The sequence below is a fragment of the Streptomyces sp. NPDC005262 genome (genome assembly GCF_042872425.1).
GTDB lineage: Bacteria > Actinomycetota > Actinomycetes > Streptomycetales > Streptomycetaceae > Streptomyces.
On the sequence record NZ_JBIAKK010000018.1, the window covers coordinates 41,183 to 55,793 of the forward strand.

General features: G+C 69.7%; 11 protein-coding genes. 6 read left to right on the top strand and 5 right to left on the bottom strand.

Features of this window, described 5'->3' with window-relative positions; genetic code table 11:
- The first annotated feature begins 123 nt into the window (after positions 1-123).
- Both ACFYP5_RS32015 and ACFYP5_RS32020 read left to right on the top strand, forming a co-directional pair.
- Positions 124-465, top strand: coding sequence for a hypothetical protein (locus ACFYP5_RS32015; protein ID WP_389042377.1), 342 nt, complete (start codon positions 124-126; stop codon positions 463-465).
- A 2-nt stretch (positions 466-467) separates the two neighbouring features.
- Positions 468-800 carry a DUF6233 domain-containing protein gene (locus ACFYP5_RS32020; RefSeq protein WP_389042379.1) on the top strand — a complete coding sequence of 111 codons (333 nt, stop codon included), beginning with the start codon at positions 468-470 and terminating at the stop codon, positions 798-800.
- A 121-nt stretch (positions 801-921) separates the two neighbouring features.
- Here the strand turns inward: ACFYP5_RS32020 and ACFYP5_RS32025 are convergent, their stop codons facing one another.
- Positions 922-1,275, bottom strand: a complete 354-nt coding sequence (locus ACFYP5_RS32025) for a hypothetical protein (RefSeq protein WP_389042381.1) — start codon at positions 1,273-1,275, stop codon at positions 922-924.
- A 360-nt stretch (positions 1,276-1,635) separates the two neighbouring features.
- Here ACFYP5_RS32025 and ACFYP5_RS32030 point away from each other — a divergent pair, with 360 nt between their 5' ends.
- The 3 genes from ACFYP5_RS32030 to ACFYP5_RS32040 are packed head-to-tail and all read left to right on the top strand — an operon-like array spanning position 1,636 to position 3,738.
- Positions 1,636-2,253: a LysE family translocator gene (locus tag ACFYP5_RS32030; protein WP_389042382.1), complete on the top strand. Its 618-nt coding sequence runs from the start codon at positions 1,636-1,638 to the stop codon at positions 2,251-2,253.
- A gap of 31 nt (positions 2,254-2,284) precedes the next feature.
- On the top strand, positions 2,285-2,764 hold the full coding sequence (locus ACFYP5_RS32035) for a PaaI family thioesterase (RefSeq protein ID WP_389042383.1): 480 nt from the start codon (positions 2,285-2,287) through the stop codon (positions 2,762-2,764).
- The gene (locus ACFYP5_RS32040; RefSeq protein WP_389042385.1) at positions 2,761-3,738 is read left to right on the top strand and encodes an MBL fold metallo-hydrolase; all 978 of its coding nucleotides are present in this window, start codon (positions 2,761-2,763) and stop codon (positions 3,736-3,738) included. Before ACFYP5_RS32035 ends, ACFYP5_RS32040 begins: the two co-directional genes overlap by 4 nt.
- 124 nt (positions 3,739-3,862) lie before the next feature.
- Here ACFYP5_RS32040 and ACFYP5_RS32045 read toward each other — a convergent pair whose 3' ends face one another.
- From ACFYP5_RS32045 to ACFYP5_RS32060, 4 genes are all read right to left on the bottom strand, one after another.
- Positions 3,863-4,915 (bottom strand): hypothetical protein, encoded by a 1,053-nt coding sequence (locus ACFYP5_RS32045; protein ID WP_389042386.1) that lies wholly within the window; start codon positions 4,913-4,915, stop codon positions 3,863-3,865.
- A 34-nt stretch (positions 4,916-4,949) separates the two neighbouring features.
- Positions 4,950-5,483, bottom strand: coding sequence for a hypothetical protein (locus tag ACFYP5_RS32050; RefSeq protein WP_389042388.1), 534 nt, complete (start codon positions 5,481-5,483; stop codon positions 4,950-4,952).
- Between the two features lie 438 nt (positions 5,484-5,921).
- Positions 5,922-9,638, bottom strand: coding sequence for a S8 family serine peptidase (locus ACFYP5_RS32055; protein WP_389042390.1), 3,717 nt, complete (start codon positions 9,636-9,638; stop codon positions 5,922-5,924).
- A 410-nt stretch (positions 9,639-10,048) separates the two neighbouring features.
- Complete coding sequence (locus ACFYP5_RS32060; RefSeq protein ID WP_389042555.1) at positions 10,049-12,295, bottom strand: M4 family metallopeptidase; 2,247 nt, start codon at positions 12,293-12,295, stop codon at positions 10,049-10,051.
- 1,210 nt (positions 12,296-13,505) lie between these two features.
- Here ACFYP5_RS32060 and ACFYP5_RS32065 point away from each other — a divergent pair.
- Positions 13,506-14,597 carry a MarR family transcriptional regulator gene (locus tag ACFYP5_RS32065; RefSeq protein ID WP_389042391.1) on the top strand — a complete coding sequence of 364 codons (1,092 nt, stop codon included), beginning with the start codon at positions 13,506-13,508 and terminating at the stop codon, positions 14,595-14,597.
- Positions 14,598-14,611 lie beyond the last annotated feature (14 nt).

Below are 14,611 nucleotides of genomic sequence, written 5' to 3' on the forward strand. Positions count from 1 at the left end.
TCCGGCGACGTCGAGATCGAGTCGCCGACGCCGGGGAGCGCTCACTGCTCCGTACGGGGGATTCGCCAGAGCGCCCCGCCGCGCCGCTCGCATCTAAAAATCGAACATGCGTACCATTCACCTGTGCCCACGTACGACTTCCCCCAGGACCTGCGCGACGCCCAGCTTGCGCTGCACGAAACCCGCGCTCACTACGAGCAGTACGCCCGAACCCTGCCGTGGTCGGCCGAGCCGATGCCCGGCTGGGAGAGCGAGAAGCAGCCCTACACCAGCTTCCGCTCCGGAAAGACGGCCAGCCCCGGCTACACCGACGAGCAGGCCGCGGAGATTGCCCGTTTCAAGGCCCGCATCCTCGAACTCGGCGTCATCGTGTCCACGCACCCGTTCTGGAGCAGTGTGGAGAGTGGCATCGTCGATGCCCGTATGGCGCTGAAGCACGTCCACGAACAGCCGGCCGAGGCGTAGCGGTGTCCGAATCCGGCGGGATATCCGACCTGGACAAGAACCGGGCTCTGGCCGACTGGCTGGAGTGGCAGCTGCGCCGGACCCGGAACCGGATCCGTGAGCTGGAGGTCAAGGAACGGCAGGAGCAGAGCGCCCATGAGCGGGCGCAGGTGGAGCAGTCGTGGAAGATCCAGCCGAAGCGCTCCAGAGGTACGGCGATGCTGCACCGCGGGGGCTGCCCCCTGTCGCCCCAGCTCGGGTTCATCAACCGCGAAGAGGCGATCATCGCGTTGAACGAGCCCGACATCGAGGCATGCCGGACCTGCCATCCGGAAACGGGCCTGAGGGCCGCATAGGTCGCGTTCGGACCGCCCGTGGCACAACAGAGCTCCCGATCACCACGACGTCAGGCGCGCGTCGTTCCGGCCGAGGTCCATGCCGACATCCCTGCGTGAGCGTCGGCCGCACGAGACGTCCTCAGCAGTACCGGTTCTCGGCCCGGACGAAGCCGGTGCTGTATCCACTGCCGTAACCGACCGCATAGCCTTGGCTGTAGGGGCTCGGAGCGGTCCTCAGGTAGTGCCCGTAACCCTGTTGACCTGCCCCCCGCCGGCAGTCGTCCCTGGCATCTCCGTATCCGTCTCTGAAGCCGACTCGGTAACCAGTTCGGAAGCCGTCCTGGTAACCGCCCTCGTCGGGAATGAGCGCGGTCTCCGCCGCTGCCGAACTCGGCGCGGCTGAGGCTTCGGCTGCGACAACAGCCGGCGAGAAGGTGAGAGCAGCGACAACGAGCGCTGGACCGAGCCCTGCAAGCAGGCGTCTGGCAGTCATGGTTCACTCCTCGAATCGGGATTGCTTCAGAGCGGCACCGACCTCCGGAGACGGCAGCCATACGCCCAGTTCTCTGCACCTGATGGGCCGCCACGGCGCCATCCCGTCCGCCTCTTCCAGCGTGCGCCCCCTCTCCGTGGATGTCATGTCGACAGGGCGTTGGACCGCGCTCGCGGAGCACGAAGAACTTCCTTCCCGTCCTGAACCTCATTGGTGCGGCATGCGCGTCCCGGGCGAGACTCGTGACCAACCCACCCTGAAGCGTGCTGCGTTGTTCCCACACCTGGGCGGACGGGCAGCGGTGGCTGTCGATGGGTGCGGAGGCCCGAGGGCTGGGGCACGGCGGTGGCGCTACGATCGATGGACACGACGACGGTGGCGGCTTTCCTGGCAGTGGATCTCCTGCTGGTGTTCACCCCGGGCGCGGACTGGGCGTACGCGATCTCGGCGGGGCTGCAGGACCAGTCCGTCGTCCCGGCGGTCGCCGGGCTGATAGCCGGATACGCGGGATACACGCTGCTCGCCGTGGCCGGCCTGGTGGTGATCGTGGCGGGCTCGGCGACCGTACTTACCGCGCTGACCGTCACTGGGGCCGCCTACCTGATGTGGCTGGGCTGGGGCGTCCTGCGCCGGCCGGCGGTGCTGAGCACGCCCACGGGGCCCATGGCCTCCTCGAGCGGGCAGATCATGCTCAAGGGTGCCGGGATCAGCGGCCTCAACCCCAAGGCGCTGTTGCTGTACTTCTCGCTGTTCCCGCAGTTCATCGATCCCGCGGGCGGCTGGCCCGTCGCCGCGCAGACGGGCCTGCTCGGCACACTCCACATGGCGGCTTGTGCCCTCGTGTACCTCGCCGTCGGCGTGCTCGCCCGCCGCGTCCTGAAGACCCGGCCGTCGGTGGCCCGGGCAGTCCCCCGCGTCTCCGGTGCCATGATGATCGTCATCGGTGGTTCTCTGCTGGTGGAACGCCTGACCGGCTGAGAAGCCCGCCCCGCGCCGTTCACAGACCGTGATGTCCGTCGAAGGAGAGCACGTGGAAGACCAGACACAGCAGGAACAGGCGAGCCCCGAGGTGCGAAAGCGCGTCCAGGACAGCTTCGACCGCCAGGGGCTGATGGCCCACCTCGGTGCACGGATAACCCGCATCGGACCGGGACGCGTGCACATCGTGCTCCCGAGTCGGTCCGAAGTGACCCAGCAGCACGGCTACTTCCACGCCGGCGCCACCAGTGCCGTCGCCGACACCGCCGGCGGCTACGCCGCCTACACGCTGTTTCCCGAGGACACCGAGGTACTCACCGTCGAGTACAAGATCAACCTCCTCGCGCCCGCGGTCGGTGAGTACATCGAGGCGGTCGGGACGGTCCTGAGGCCCGGACGCACGCTGAGCGTCTGCCAGTTGGAGGTGTTCGGCGTCACCGACGACGGCGAGCGGAAGCTGGTCGCGAACGGGCAGCAGACGCTGATCCGCGTGAAGCGGCCCGAGCAGTGAGCCGGCAGCCGTCATTGCCGTCCTGGGCGACGTGGTGGCAGCGGCCCTTCCCGGACGCCAACACACTGCTGCTCCACGGACGGCAACCGGCCCTGGTCGACACCGGGTTCGTGGGTCATGCCGGAGAGACGGCCGCCTGGGCCCGCGCGCACGCCGGGGAGGTCGGCCTGGTGGTGAACACGCACTGGCACTCCGACCACGTCGGCGGCAACGCCCTCCTCCAGGCGCAGGGTGCCGCGGTAGCGGCCGGGGCACTGGAGGCCGAGGCCATCGGGCGCCGGGACGCGGGCTGCTGCGCCGCCGAGTACCTGGACCAGCCGGTCGCCCCGTACACGGTCGACGTGCCGCTCGACGACGGACAGGCCCTCCTGCTCGGGGACGTCGAGTGGGAGGTCGTCCGGACCCCCGGGCACACACCTGGGCATCTGGCGCTGTGGCAGCCGGAGGAGCGGCTGCTCGTGGTCGGGGACGCGCTGTCGGACTACGACGTCGGCTGGGTGAACCTCGCCCTCGACGGACCCGACGCCGCCACCACCGCGCTCGCTTCCCTCGAGCGGCTGGCCGGCCTCGCCCCGCGGGTGATCCTGCCCTCCCACGGCCCGATCCCCGCCGACCCGGGTGCCGCATTCGTCGCCGCGCTGCGCCGTGCGCAACGGCTCGTGGACGACCCGGACGGGACGGTCCGGTACGGCGCCCGGCGGATCTTCGCATTCGCCCTGATGATCCGCGGCGGCTTGCCGGCCGACGACGTCAAGCCGTACCTGCACGCCCGAGCGTGGCTGACCGACGCCACCCGGCTCCTGGACCTCACGCCCGAGGCGCTCGCCACCGAGCTGGTCACGACCATGCTCGGCAGCGGCGCCCTCGTCCTCCGCGACGGCCGCCTCTGCGCCGCCGCCGACCACACCGCTGTGGCGGCCGAGTCGTTGCGCGTGCCGTACCCGCGCGCATGGCCGGTTTCGGAGCCGCGCTGACTCGCGGCGGAACGCGCACGGCGGACCTGCGGCCGGCCGGGCTGGACGCTGCCGAGCTCGCCCATGCGCGGCTCGTACGGGGCCGGAGGCCCGTCGAGCGTCATCAAGTCGAGGGATCGGCAGGTCAACCAGCGGTGGTGCCTGAGCCTGCACCTGTCGTTCTCCCGTCGTGCCGACGGCGGACGCGGTTGACGACGATCAGAAGGGCGCTTCCCAGCAGGAGGATCCCCGCGAACAGCCCCTTGAGTGCGCCCCCGCCGGACGCTTCGGCGTCCACCGCGGCGGCCGGGGCCATGCCCTGGGTGTGCGGGAATCTGATCTTCGCGTGGAACTTCTTGACGAGCAGGCCGCTTCTCAGTTCAAGGGTGGCGCGCCAGGGGCCGTCGGCCACTTCGTCGGTTACGGGAATCATCACCGGCTCGGACTGATGGGGTGCCAGGCTCGTACCCAGCTGCACCTGGTAGGGGCCCGCGCTCAGGCTTCCCGACACCGAGGCAAGCTTCAGGCTGCCGGACAGGTCCAGAGCGCGGCCCCCCGTGTTGACGACCCGGGCACGCACGAACGCGTGCCCGCCCGGGCCGCGTTGAGCCGTCATCGTCCGCGCGGTGAAGTTCGGGGCCGGGGGGTTGTGGCCGCCGACTGAGAGATACATCCGGATGCCGGTGCGGCTCACCAGGGCGATACCACCACCTCGACCGCCCCTGACCTGTGCCCAGACCACGCCGTAGCGCTCGCCGGGGGCCGCGTCCCTGGGGACCGCGATCGTCACGGTGTCGCGGAGGGTGTCGTGGGCGGGAACATGGAGCGTCCTTCGTCGCAGCCTTGTCCAGGACGAGAGTTCGTTCCGCTTCCTGCCGGCTGCCCCGACGAACGAGCCGTGGGTGATGGTGGCGGCAGCCGGATACACCTCGACGTGCAAGGTGGAATCAGTGGTGTTCAGTACCTCGATGCGGCGGTGCACGGTCGTGCCCGGTGTCAGGTTGTCGATGATGTAGTGGCGTGCTCGAGGATCGTCGGCCAGGTCAACCGGGATGTCGACGAGGCGTACGCCCACACTTCCCTGGCCGGAGTCCGACGAACGAGGCGGCGCCGCTGCATTGGTCGCAGGTGAGGCGGCGCCGGTGACCGCGATGAGTGCCGCGGTCACCAGAGCCAGGACGGGAACGAAACTGCGCAAGGTGGAGAACCCCCCCTGTGATTTGGTGGGTTGGTCAGGCCACGGAGTGGGTGATGGTCGAGCTGTAGGTGCCGGCCAGGGCGTCCGCCGGGATGGTGACGGAGATGGTCGGATTCCACACGGCGGTGTTGATCCCGGACACGCTGGCGGCCGTCTGGACGGGACCCGGCGGGTACAGGGGTTCCAGGTTGCTGGCGGTGACGATGGCGTTGCCGGTGACCGTGGCGGGCGGCGTGCTGTAGCTGCTGGAGCCGGGGGCGGAGACCGAAATGCTCTGCGGTCCCGTGAAGTCGACCCCGTTCGCGGTGACGACCCAGCCGGTCGTACCACCCCGGCTGTCCGTCACAGTGACGTTCCCCAGCTGCGCGCTGACCGTCTGGGGGGAACTACTGGCGGCGACGGTGCCCAGGCTCACCGGTCCCGTCGGCACGGTGATGTCGATGGTGCCGGTGGTGATCGAGAGCGTCACCGGCGTGGTTCCGCTCTGATCGGCCGAAGCCGGTAGGGGGACGGACAGAGCCGCCACCAGGCCGACTACGAGTGAAGCGGCCGCGATACTTCTGCGCATCTTGATCCTCGAATTGGGGTCACAGGTGCAGGTGTAAGTCACCTCCTGCCTGCTATCGGCAGAAGACCGCATTCATGATCGCTTTCTTGGCCTTTTCCACCGGATCGGATCATTTGCTCTTTAGGATGGTTTTTATGACACCTCGTTGTTTCGCCCAGGGGGCCGCGGCGTGGGCTGACCGCGAAGAGGAGCAACCGAAGCGGTTGCGAGCAAGGCCGTTCCCCAGCGGGCTTTGACGTTCCGTCGGAGGCCACAGAGGCGCCGCGCCCTGCCCGGCCTGCCGTTGCAAGGGAGTTGACGGCCGCCTGGGCCGGCGGTGGTCGTCGCACCACGTCGCGAACCGGACTCGGCTTCTGGCCCGTCGCGCGTAACGGGCGGAACGCCGCCGGGTGGGACCGCTGGCTGCGGCCCCACCCGGTACGTGCTTCGTCGATGACGTCAGCGCAGGCCGAAGGCCCGGGTGATCGTCTGGGAGACGCTGTTGTCGGCGCTGTCCCGGGCAGTGACCCGAAGCGTGGCGAAGTGCGCGGACTTCGGCGCCTTCAGGGCGGCCCGCCATGCACCGCCGTTCCGGCTCAGCTCGGACCGCTGCCAGGTCGCCCCGTCGTCGTACGACACTTCGAGAGAGGGCTTCCGGATGCTCGCCGTCGTGCCGGGCAGGTGGGAGGCCGCCACCGTCAGCTCGGCACGCCGGTCCGCCCGGCCCGCCTTGTCGGTGTCCACCCCGTAGTCGAGCTGGATCAGCGGAAGGGACTCGGCCGAGTCGGCGCCGGTGGCCGCGGAGGTGAAGTTCCACTCGGTGAGGGTGTGCGTCGAGTACGGGTTGGTCCAGGCTGCCCGGTCGTTGTCGACCACCAGCCGGTAGGGCAGCCGCTCCGCCGCGAGCCCGGGAACCGGCAGAAATTCCGCATTGCCCCAGTTGAGCTGCCGGTCACCCTGGTAGAGCGCCATCCAGTCCTTGACGTCGAAGTTGCCGTGGGCTTCTCCGACATGGCCGGAGCCGGAGTCGCCCCAGCCGGGCGCGGGAATGTAGACGGTGTCGAGATAGCGCACCGGCTGGTAGCCGATCGGACCCATCCGGGGCCGCTGGATCGGCCCGAACCAGCTGGACTTGGCGGTCTTCCCGGCCCGGTAGCGAAGGACGTCGATCGAGTGCTGCCCGGTCTCGCCGACGATGAAGGCGTCGTCCAGCCAGTCGGCGTCGGAGGTGACCCAGTCGGTCCGCTCGCCCTGTGCGGGAGCGGTGAGCTGGTTTCCGACGGCCCAGCCCCGCCAGACATCGGATCGGTACTCCAGCGCCTTGCCCGGCCGATAGTTGCGGAACGAGACGTCCACCCGGGCCAGGTCGCTCGGCTTTACCCGCCACGTCGGGTCCGCCGGGACGGCGCCGGACCAGTGACGCACCACGTCGTAGAGGTAGTCGGTCGTGGGGTGCGAGGTGACCTTCAGCTCGACGCCGCCCCGCTGGAGCGACTCGATCAGGTCCCCACCCTGGTCGGTGTTGAGTGTGGCCACCGTCAGCGGGGCCGGACTTTCCGGGCCCCAGGGAGTCTCGTCCCACGCCCGCAGTCGGCCGATGCCGTCGTTGACGGCAAGGAGCATCTGCGCGCCCGCCGCAGCGGCGGCCTTCGCCTGCTCCTCGACCGCCACGGTGTCGCTACGCCGTACCACCACGGCCTTGCCGCGGACATTCTTCCCGGCCAGGTCCTTGGCCGTACCCTCGCCGACGAAGACCGCCGTCAGCTTCCGGGTGCCGGTCGCCAGCGGCTTGGCCGCGCGCTTGACCAACAGGTCGTAGGTTCCCGACTTCGTACCCGCGGTCAGCGCCGGCTCCTCGAGACGGAAGCGTGCACCGAACTCGAACTCGCCGTCGGTGACCTTCTTTCCGGTCGGGAGCGCCCAGATGCTGTCGTACGTCTCGTTGGGCAGCATCGAGCTCTCGACGAGGCTGTCCGTGAACGACCGGTGGACGTCCAGCCGCGGCGCGACCGCCGTGGCCTGCCGTGGCACGTGCGCCAGTATCTGATGGGTCTTGCGGCCGTCCAGGGTCACGGTGCGGTCCTGGTCCAACTGAACGTCGTTGAAGCTCAGCAGCGCCATGCCGAGCGAGTGCGGCCCGTTGGCCCCCCGCACATCGGCGGTGAGCCATCCGCTGTAGCTACCGACGGGAAGCCGCCCGGTACCGGTGCCGGACTCGTCGAGCTCGATCGTCGTGAAGAGGTTCTCGGCGGTGAGGACGACCCTGCCGGAAAGCGGCTTGCCCGACCGGTCCTTGGCGACGACGGTGAGATTCTGCCTGCGCCCTTCCTTGGCGACGCCGATCAGAGTCCGGGCCCGCACCACTTTGGCGCTGTCCGAGCCGGTGACCATGCCGCTGATCTGCCGGTCGCCGGGGAGCAGGTCCAGTGCCGCGGTCAGGGTGACCGAGGTGGTGCCGTGCGCGGGAATGGTGATCCGGTCGTCGGAGAGGGTGAACAAGCCCGCCGGGGCGTCGGCATCGATCGCAAGGTCCAGGCTGACCGGGGCGTCGCCGACGTTGGTGTATGTCACCTTCCGGACGTCGGTCTCTCCCGGCTTCGCGGGCCACGTGTGGAGACCGGAGAAGGCGCTGGCGGTCGCAAAGACCGACGCGTGTACGGCCGCCGAGGCGTCGAGCCGCCCACTGCCCGCCTCGTACGGGGTGTACGAATCGGTGGCCTTCGTGCTGCTGACCAGTGCTTCCTTCAGCTGTGGACCGCTCCAGTCGGGGTGCGTGGCGGCAAGCAGCGCGGCGGCGCCGGCGACGTGCGGTGTCGCCATCGACGTGCCACTCATCGTGGTGTAGTAGCCCGAGCCGCCCCGCCGGTAGTGGGAGCGGGCCGCGAGGATGTCGACACCGGGTGCGGTGAGTTCCGGCTTCAGCCCGGCGTCGCCGTCCCGTGGGCCCTGGCTGGAGAATTCGGCGAGCTTGTCCGCGGCGTCGACGGCGCCGACGGTCAGCGCGGAGTCCGCGGCACCGGGACTGCTGATGCTGCGCGGCCCGCCGTTACCGGCCGCCACCACGAACAACGCACCGGTCTCGGCGCTGAGCCGGTCGACCGCCGCGCTCATCGGGTCGGTACTGTTCCCGCCGCCGCCCAGGCTCATGCTGATGACCTTGGCCTGTGCGTCCCGGGCGGCCCATTCCATGCCCGCGATGATCCAGGACTCCTGTCCCCCGCCCTCGCTGTCGAGCACCTTGCCGATCTCCAGCCGGGCCCCGGGCGCGACGCCCCGCTCCTTCCCGTCGGAGGCGCTGCCGGTGCCGGCGATCGTCGAGGCGACGTGGGTGCCGTGGCCGTTGAAGTCGGCGATGTCCTCCTCGTACGGAACGAAGCTGGTGCTGGCGTCGATCTGTCCGATGAGGTCAGGGTGTTCGGTGTCCACGCCGGTGTCGAGGACAGCCACCTTCACGCCCTTGGCGGTGTTTCCCTCCGCCCAGACCTGCTGCGCGCCGATCTGTGCGGTGGACTCGGCCAGGTCAGCCTTCACCTTGCCGTCGAGCCAGACTTTGGCGATGCCACCCGCCAGGGTGGGGTGTGCCGATCCGTGGCGTGCCTTTGCCGCCGCGGAAGCGCCGGTGAGCGCGGACCAGAACGCCGGGGCCTTGTCGCGCTTCTGCGCGACCGCCGCGCCCTGCATGCTGTCCAGCCGGCGGACAACGGTCGAGCCGGCCACGTTCGGCGCGGTCCGCAACTTGGCGGCGGCGTCGGTGTAGCGGACGATGAGCGGCAACTGTTTGGCGTGCGCGTCGTCGTACCCGTCGGCGATCAGCCGGGTCACGTTGAACAACTGCTTGTCCAGCAACCCCGCGCCGACATAGGGCAGGGCCGCATCGGGGTAGACGTACGTCGAACCGTCGATGACGGCGCGGTGGAAGCCGGCGGTGGTTTCGTTCGGGCTTTCGACGGACCGGATGACGGTGCCGTCGGCCGCGGTGCCGATCGTGACCTTGTCACCCGTGATCAGGGTGACGCTGTGGGTGGCGCCGCTTGCGGGTGGCTGCGACGCGGCGCCGACGGGCGGTACCGGGGCGGGCGGGTCCGCGGGTGCCGCGGCGATGGCCGGTATGACCCCGATTGCCAGGGCGGCGACCGCGCCGAGCGCGATCGGCCCGAGCCTGGGGATGGGAACCATGGACAAGGAGACCCCTCAAGGGCTGCGAGAGTGGAAGACCATCCGGAGCATGGGTTGCCCTTGCGCCTCGAGCAATAGGCTCAAGCTGGCACCGTTTGGCCATGGCGCAGTTATGACATGCCGCCACGGGGATGGATCGCCCGGAAACCGCACGTCGGGCAGTTGGTAGGCAATTCCCCTGCCGGTCACGGGAGTCGAACGGGCCCGGGACCACGGCCTCTCGCCGTGAACGGTCCGGCCGGGGCGCCGCCGAAGGACCGGTGCTCCCCCGGACCCGTCGACCCGGAACGCGCTCGGAAGCCCATCACTCCGGCTGCCTCGCCGACCGCCTGCGGGCAGGAAGCAACACGTACCGCCGCGCCCGTTCGGCCGGGCGCGGCGGGTATTCGTGGTGCGGTGAGGAAGACGGGTCAGAAGGTGAGGCTCCAGCTGTCGAGATAGCCCGGGTCGACGGTGAAGATGCCGGGGGTGTTGTCCTGGACCCGCAGCTTCCAGGTGCCGTTGGCGGGTACGGCCGACGCGTCGACCGTGTAGGTGGTGTGCAGCTCGCCCTCGCCGATGTCCCAGTACCAGTCCTTGACCGGGATCTCCGTGCCGTTCTCGCTGACCAGGCTGACCACCTGACCGCCGATCCACGGGTGGTACAGGTCGATCGTGACCTTGAGGTCGCTGGGGGCGTTGCCCTTGCGGCCGGTGACGATGAGCGGGGACTCGATGGTCTTCCAGTTGGGGATGTCGAACCGGGCCGGATTGACGAAGAAGTCACCACCGGTGGCCAGGACGGTCCACACGAAGCGCACCGTGCGCTTGACCTTCGGGGAGTTCTTGATGGTGATGGCGGCCTTGAAGTCGCCGGCCTTCTTCGGGCTGCCGCTGATCAGGCCCGTTTCCGCGTTGATGGACAGGCCCTTGGGCAGTCCGTGCGCGGAGTACGACAGGGGGCCCGGCCGGGAACTCGTCGCCTCGATCTGCCGGCTGGTCGGCTGGCCGACAGCCGATTTCCGCGTCGAGGGGGCGACCACGGCGATGTGGTTCACATAGCGGGCGCCGACGTTGACCGCCGCCCACGCGTTGCCGACGGCCTCGTAGGCGTCGCTGGTCGGACCGAACAGGTCGGCGGCGGCCCGGAGAGTGGCGGCGCGGGCGCCCGCGTAGTCGGTGCTGCTGGTCATGTAGACGGTCAGTGCCCGGTACCAGACGGCGGTCGCGTCGCGCTGCCCGAGGCCGGCGACCGGAAGGCCGTCGTATGTGGGGCTGTCATAGGCGATGCCGTTGATGGTCTTCTTCCCGCTGCCCTCGGAGAGAAGGTAGAAGAAGTGGTTGGCCACGCCCGAGCTGAAGTGCGGGTCGAGCTTCCTGGTCTCGGGGGTCCAGTAGTCCTGAGAGGTGCCCTTGGCGGACGCGTCCTTGGAGGGCTGGTCCAGGTAGCGCAGCGGCTTGCCGGTGCCGCGGACGTCGGCGAGCTCGCCGATCATGTAGTCGGGAACATCTGCGGGGTTGTTCGCGGCGAACTCCACGGAGGTGCCCATGATGTCGCTGGTTGCCTCGTTCAGGCCGCCGGACTCACCGGAGTAGGTCAGGTTCGCGGTGGCGTAGGTGACGCCGTGGGTCATCTCGTGCGCGGCGATGTCGAGTTCGGTGAGTGGCCTGGCGTTGTTCAGACCGTCGCCGTACGTCATGCAGAAGCAGCCGTTGTCCCAGAAGGCGTTGGCGTATCCGTCGCCGTAGTGGACCCGGGAGTAGGCGCCGACACCGTCGTCAGCGATGCCGTTGCGGCCGAACCGGTCGTGGTAGAAGTCCCAGGTCTGCCGCTGGCCGTAGGCGGCGTCCACGGCCGCGGTCTGGCGGTCGGCCGCCGTTCCGTCGCCCCAGACGTCGTCGTCGTCGGTGACCAGGACGCCGCTGCCACCGACGCCGGTCAGGTCGTACGTCTTGTGGCCGCCACGCTCGGGGTCGGTCAGCTCGTAGAGGCTTCCGTTGAGCACGGTGCCGATCGGCACCTGACCGCTGTACTGGCTGTGGCCGGTGCCTGAGTGGACCTGTTCGACACTCTGGAGCTGCTTGCCGGTCGTGGCGTCGGTCACCACGCTCAGGCTGCTCGGGGTTCCGTCCGCCTGCACACCGCTGACAACGGACTGCCAGGCGAGCGCGGGCTTGCTGCCCCCGAGCCAGACGACCAGCTTCGGCGATCCGTCCGTGGTCGCGTCGTCGGTCTTCTTCGTCTTCGCGGCGGCCAGGGCGGACTTCTTCGCCGTCGCGGGCGTGACGGCCGCCTTTGTCGTCGGCACCGACACCTCGGCGTCCGAGGCCTTGGTGACGGTACGGGCCGCGCCCTGCTCGTGAACCACCAGGTCGCCGCCGATGACGGGCAGGCCGGCGTATGTGCGCTCGTAGCGGGTGTGCACGGTGCCGTCTGCGTCCTTGACGACGTCCTTGGGTATCAGCTCCTCCCGATCGCTCAGCTTCAGCGAACGGGCGGTGGTGACGCGTTCGTCGGTCGCGGCCCGGAGCAGCTCCTTGCGCTGCCCGGCGGAGAGCGCGACGGCCCTGGCACCGGGTCTGGGATCCGCCGCTATCTGCCGTGGTGCTTGATCCGTGCCGACCGAGGCAGGGACGGCACCCGCGGCGGGGAGGACCGAGACGAAGAGTGTGGCCATGGCGACGGCCGCAATCGCCGCGACACGCCCGTAACCGGAGATTCCACGATCGGATCGATGGGGTTCGTGAGGCGACGTGGCCCAGTTGGTACGAATGTTGTTCGGCACTGCTGTAACTCCTTCTGTCCGGACGTGCGGTGACGACCGGTGGGGGTGGGGAACCAGAGGCTGGGTGTGCCTCCGGCGTGAAGGGTGCGATGCGGCGCGACTCGTGGGTTGACGCGGTCGCGCCTGCGGTGGTGCGGGACGGACTCTCCTCACCGCCCTCTGCGAGGGCGGCGGGAGACAGGGCCGCGGCGGCTATCGGCTGAAGCGGCTCGGGCTGCCCCAGGACAGCGCCGACCCTGTCGGCCTTCCGGCCTCCCTGCAGTCGGACGAGGCCGCGTTCGACCGCCTGGCGATGCGGCGCACGACATGGAGTCCTTCGGCATGGACTCCTTCGGCGCTGTGGCACCGACCCGCTTGTTCCGACGAAAGATCGGATGGTCGAAGTCGCGGGCGACCGCCTGGCGGGGGATCCGGCGACCGCTGTAGATGGTGCGGCTCAGCCGCAGTTCCCGGCGCCGCAGAACCGTGTCACCAGATCGGTGGTGGCGGCCGGTGCCGGTGAGGGAAGCGGGTCCGGATGCCCGGTAGGCCCGGCCGTTCGTGTCTGTCCCTGGGCACAGTGGCCGCGCTCAGGGTCAGCCTGGGCCTCGGCATCGCGCGCACGGACTCGGCCGCCCGCCGCACCGCGGCCGGCTCCGGCACCCGTGGCCATGGTGGCGACGGACATCTCCGCGAAGAGCTGACCCCAAGCAGTGCTGGCCTCAGGCGAGTTGTCTCCATATTGGCCCGCACGGACGGCGACTGCCCCCTGACCGTTGCAACGACCCCGAGGGTCCGCCTCCCGCGCAGCGGTGCGGGGTTGAGCTGTGGCATGAACGTCTCCAACGTGCCGACATGTCTCGACTGGGTCCTGAGTGACCGAACGGGTTTCGACGCACGTCGCGTCGGCGGCTCGTGATCACCCTGTCCGGGGCGCGATCCGCCGGGCAAGGAGGTCCGGAGTGCGGGTCCGCGCAACTGCGCAGATGTGAACAGGAACAGACAGGAACGGAACGTGTCGGCCCCGGCCGTACAGGGATGTAACGAGCACGTGATCGCTCCGGCCGACTCCACCGCGTACGATCGGCCTCGCCAGCAGGCCGAAAGGGGGACAGTTGTGGCGGTGCCGTCGGATTTGCCGTGGGCGGGGACCGGGCTGGGCCCCTTGGCCGGCCGGGTACTCGAGTGCCTGGTCACGCAGCCGGAACTGAGCAGCGAGGCGGTTGCCGAAGCGCTCGGGGTCACCCCGGCTGCCGCCGAACGCGCCCTGCAGACCCTGGAGAACGAACGCTTGGTCGTCCGCGTAGGTGACCGGCCCACGCGCTGGAGTGCGGGCCCGCCCCGCTCCACCCTCGGCTCGCTGCTGGCCCAGCGGCGGCAGGAACTGGCGCGGGCTGAGTTGTACATGGAGCAGTTGCACGAGGCATACCGCTCGGCGTCGCACCGTCGGGTGACCTCCGACCTGTTCGAGATGGTGGAGAGCGCCGATCAGGTCGGGGTGCGTTACGCGCAGCTGCTCGCGTCCAGTCGGCACGAAGTGCTCCACCTCGCCAAACCTCCGTACGTCACCCGGTCCGCGCGGCTTGAGGGCACCTCGGAGCCGACTGCCCCCGCAGCCGTTTCGGACGCGCCGGCTCCGGACGTGCCCGTGCCCGACGGAGTGCGGCTCCGGTCGGTGTACGACACCGACGGGATGACCGACACCGTTTCACTGCACACCGCCCTGAGCGGCACGGCCCGGGGCGGCGAGTTGCGGCTGCTGGCCGGGCTCCCGATGAAACTGGTGGTGTTCGATGCCACGGCCGGCATCATGCCGCTGCGACAGGAGGACCCGTCTGCGGGTTCGCTCATCGTGCACTCGACCACACTTCTCGGAGTACTCACCGCGCTCTTCGAGAGCGTCTGGGAGCGGGCCACCCCGGTGTCGCTGCACAGCGGCCCCGGTCGACCACCGATCGCGGCGGCGGAACCGGATGGCCAGCCTCCGGGACGGATGCGGGACATCCTCACTCTTTTGCGCGCGGGTCTGACGGACGACGCGATCGCCCGGGTCCTGGGGCTGAGCCGACGGACGATCCAGAAACACATCAGCGAGACCGCAGAGCTCCTCGGCGCGCGGACCCGCTTCCAGATCGCGCTGATGGCACGCGAACGAGGCTGGCTCGGGGACGCCTCGGGCGTGGCGGCGGCTCCCGCCGAACGAACGGCCGGGTGACCTGGGGCGTCGAA

Excerpts from the sequence above, each read along its gene's own strand:
- ACFYP5_RS32035 (WP_389042383.1), top strand. The coding sequence starts at position 2,285 with ATGTCCGTCGAAGGAGAGCACGTGGAAGACCAGACACAGCAGGAACAG.
- ACFYP5_RS32030 (WP_389042382.1), top strand. The coding sequence starts at position 1,636 with ATGGACACGACGACGGTGGCGGCTTTCCTGGCAGTGGATCTCCTGCTG.
- ACFYP5_RS32060 (WP_389042555.1), bottom strand. The coding sequence starts at position 12,295 with ATGGCCACACTCTTCGTCTCGGTCCTCCCCGCCGCGGGTGCCGTCCCT.
- ACFYP5_RS32025 (WP_389042381.1), bottom strand. The coding sequence starts at position 1,275 with ATGACTGCCAGACGCCTGCTTGCAGGGCTCGGTCCAGCGCTCGTTGTC.
- ACFYP5_RS32055 (WP_389042390.1), bottom strand. The coding sequence starts at position 9,638 with ATGGTTCCCATCCCCAGGCTCGGGCCGATCGCGCTCGGCGCGGTCGCC.
- ACFYP5_RS32050 (WP_389042388.1), bottom strand. The coding sequence starts at position 5,483 with ATGCGCAGAAGTATCGCGGCCGCTTCACTCGTAGTCGGCCTGGTGGCG.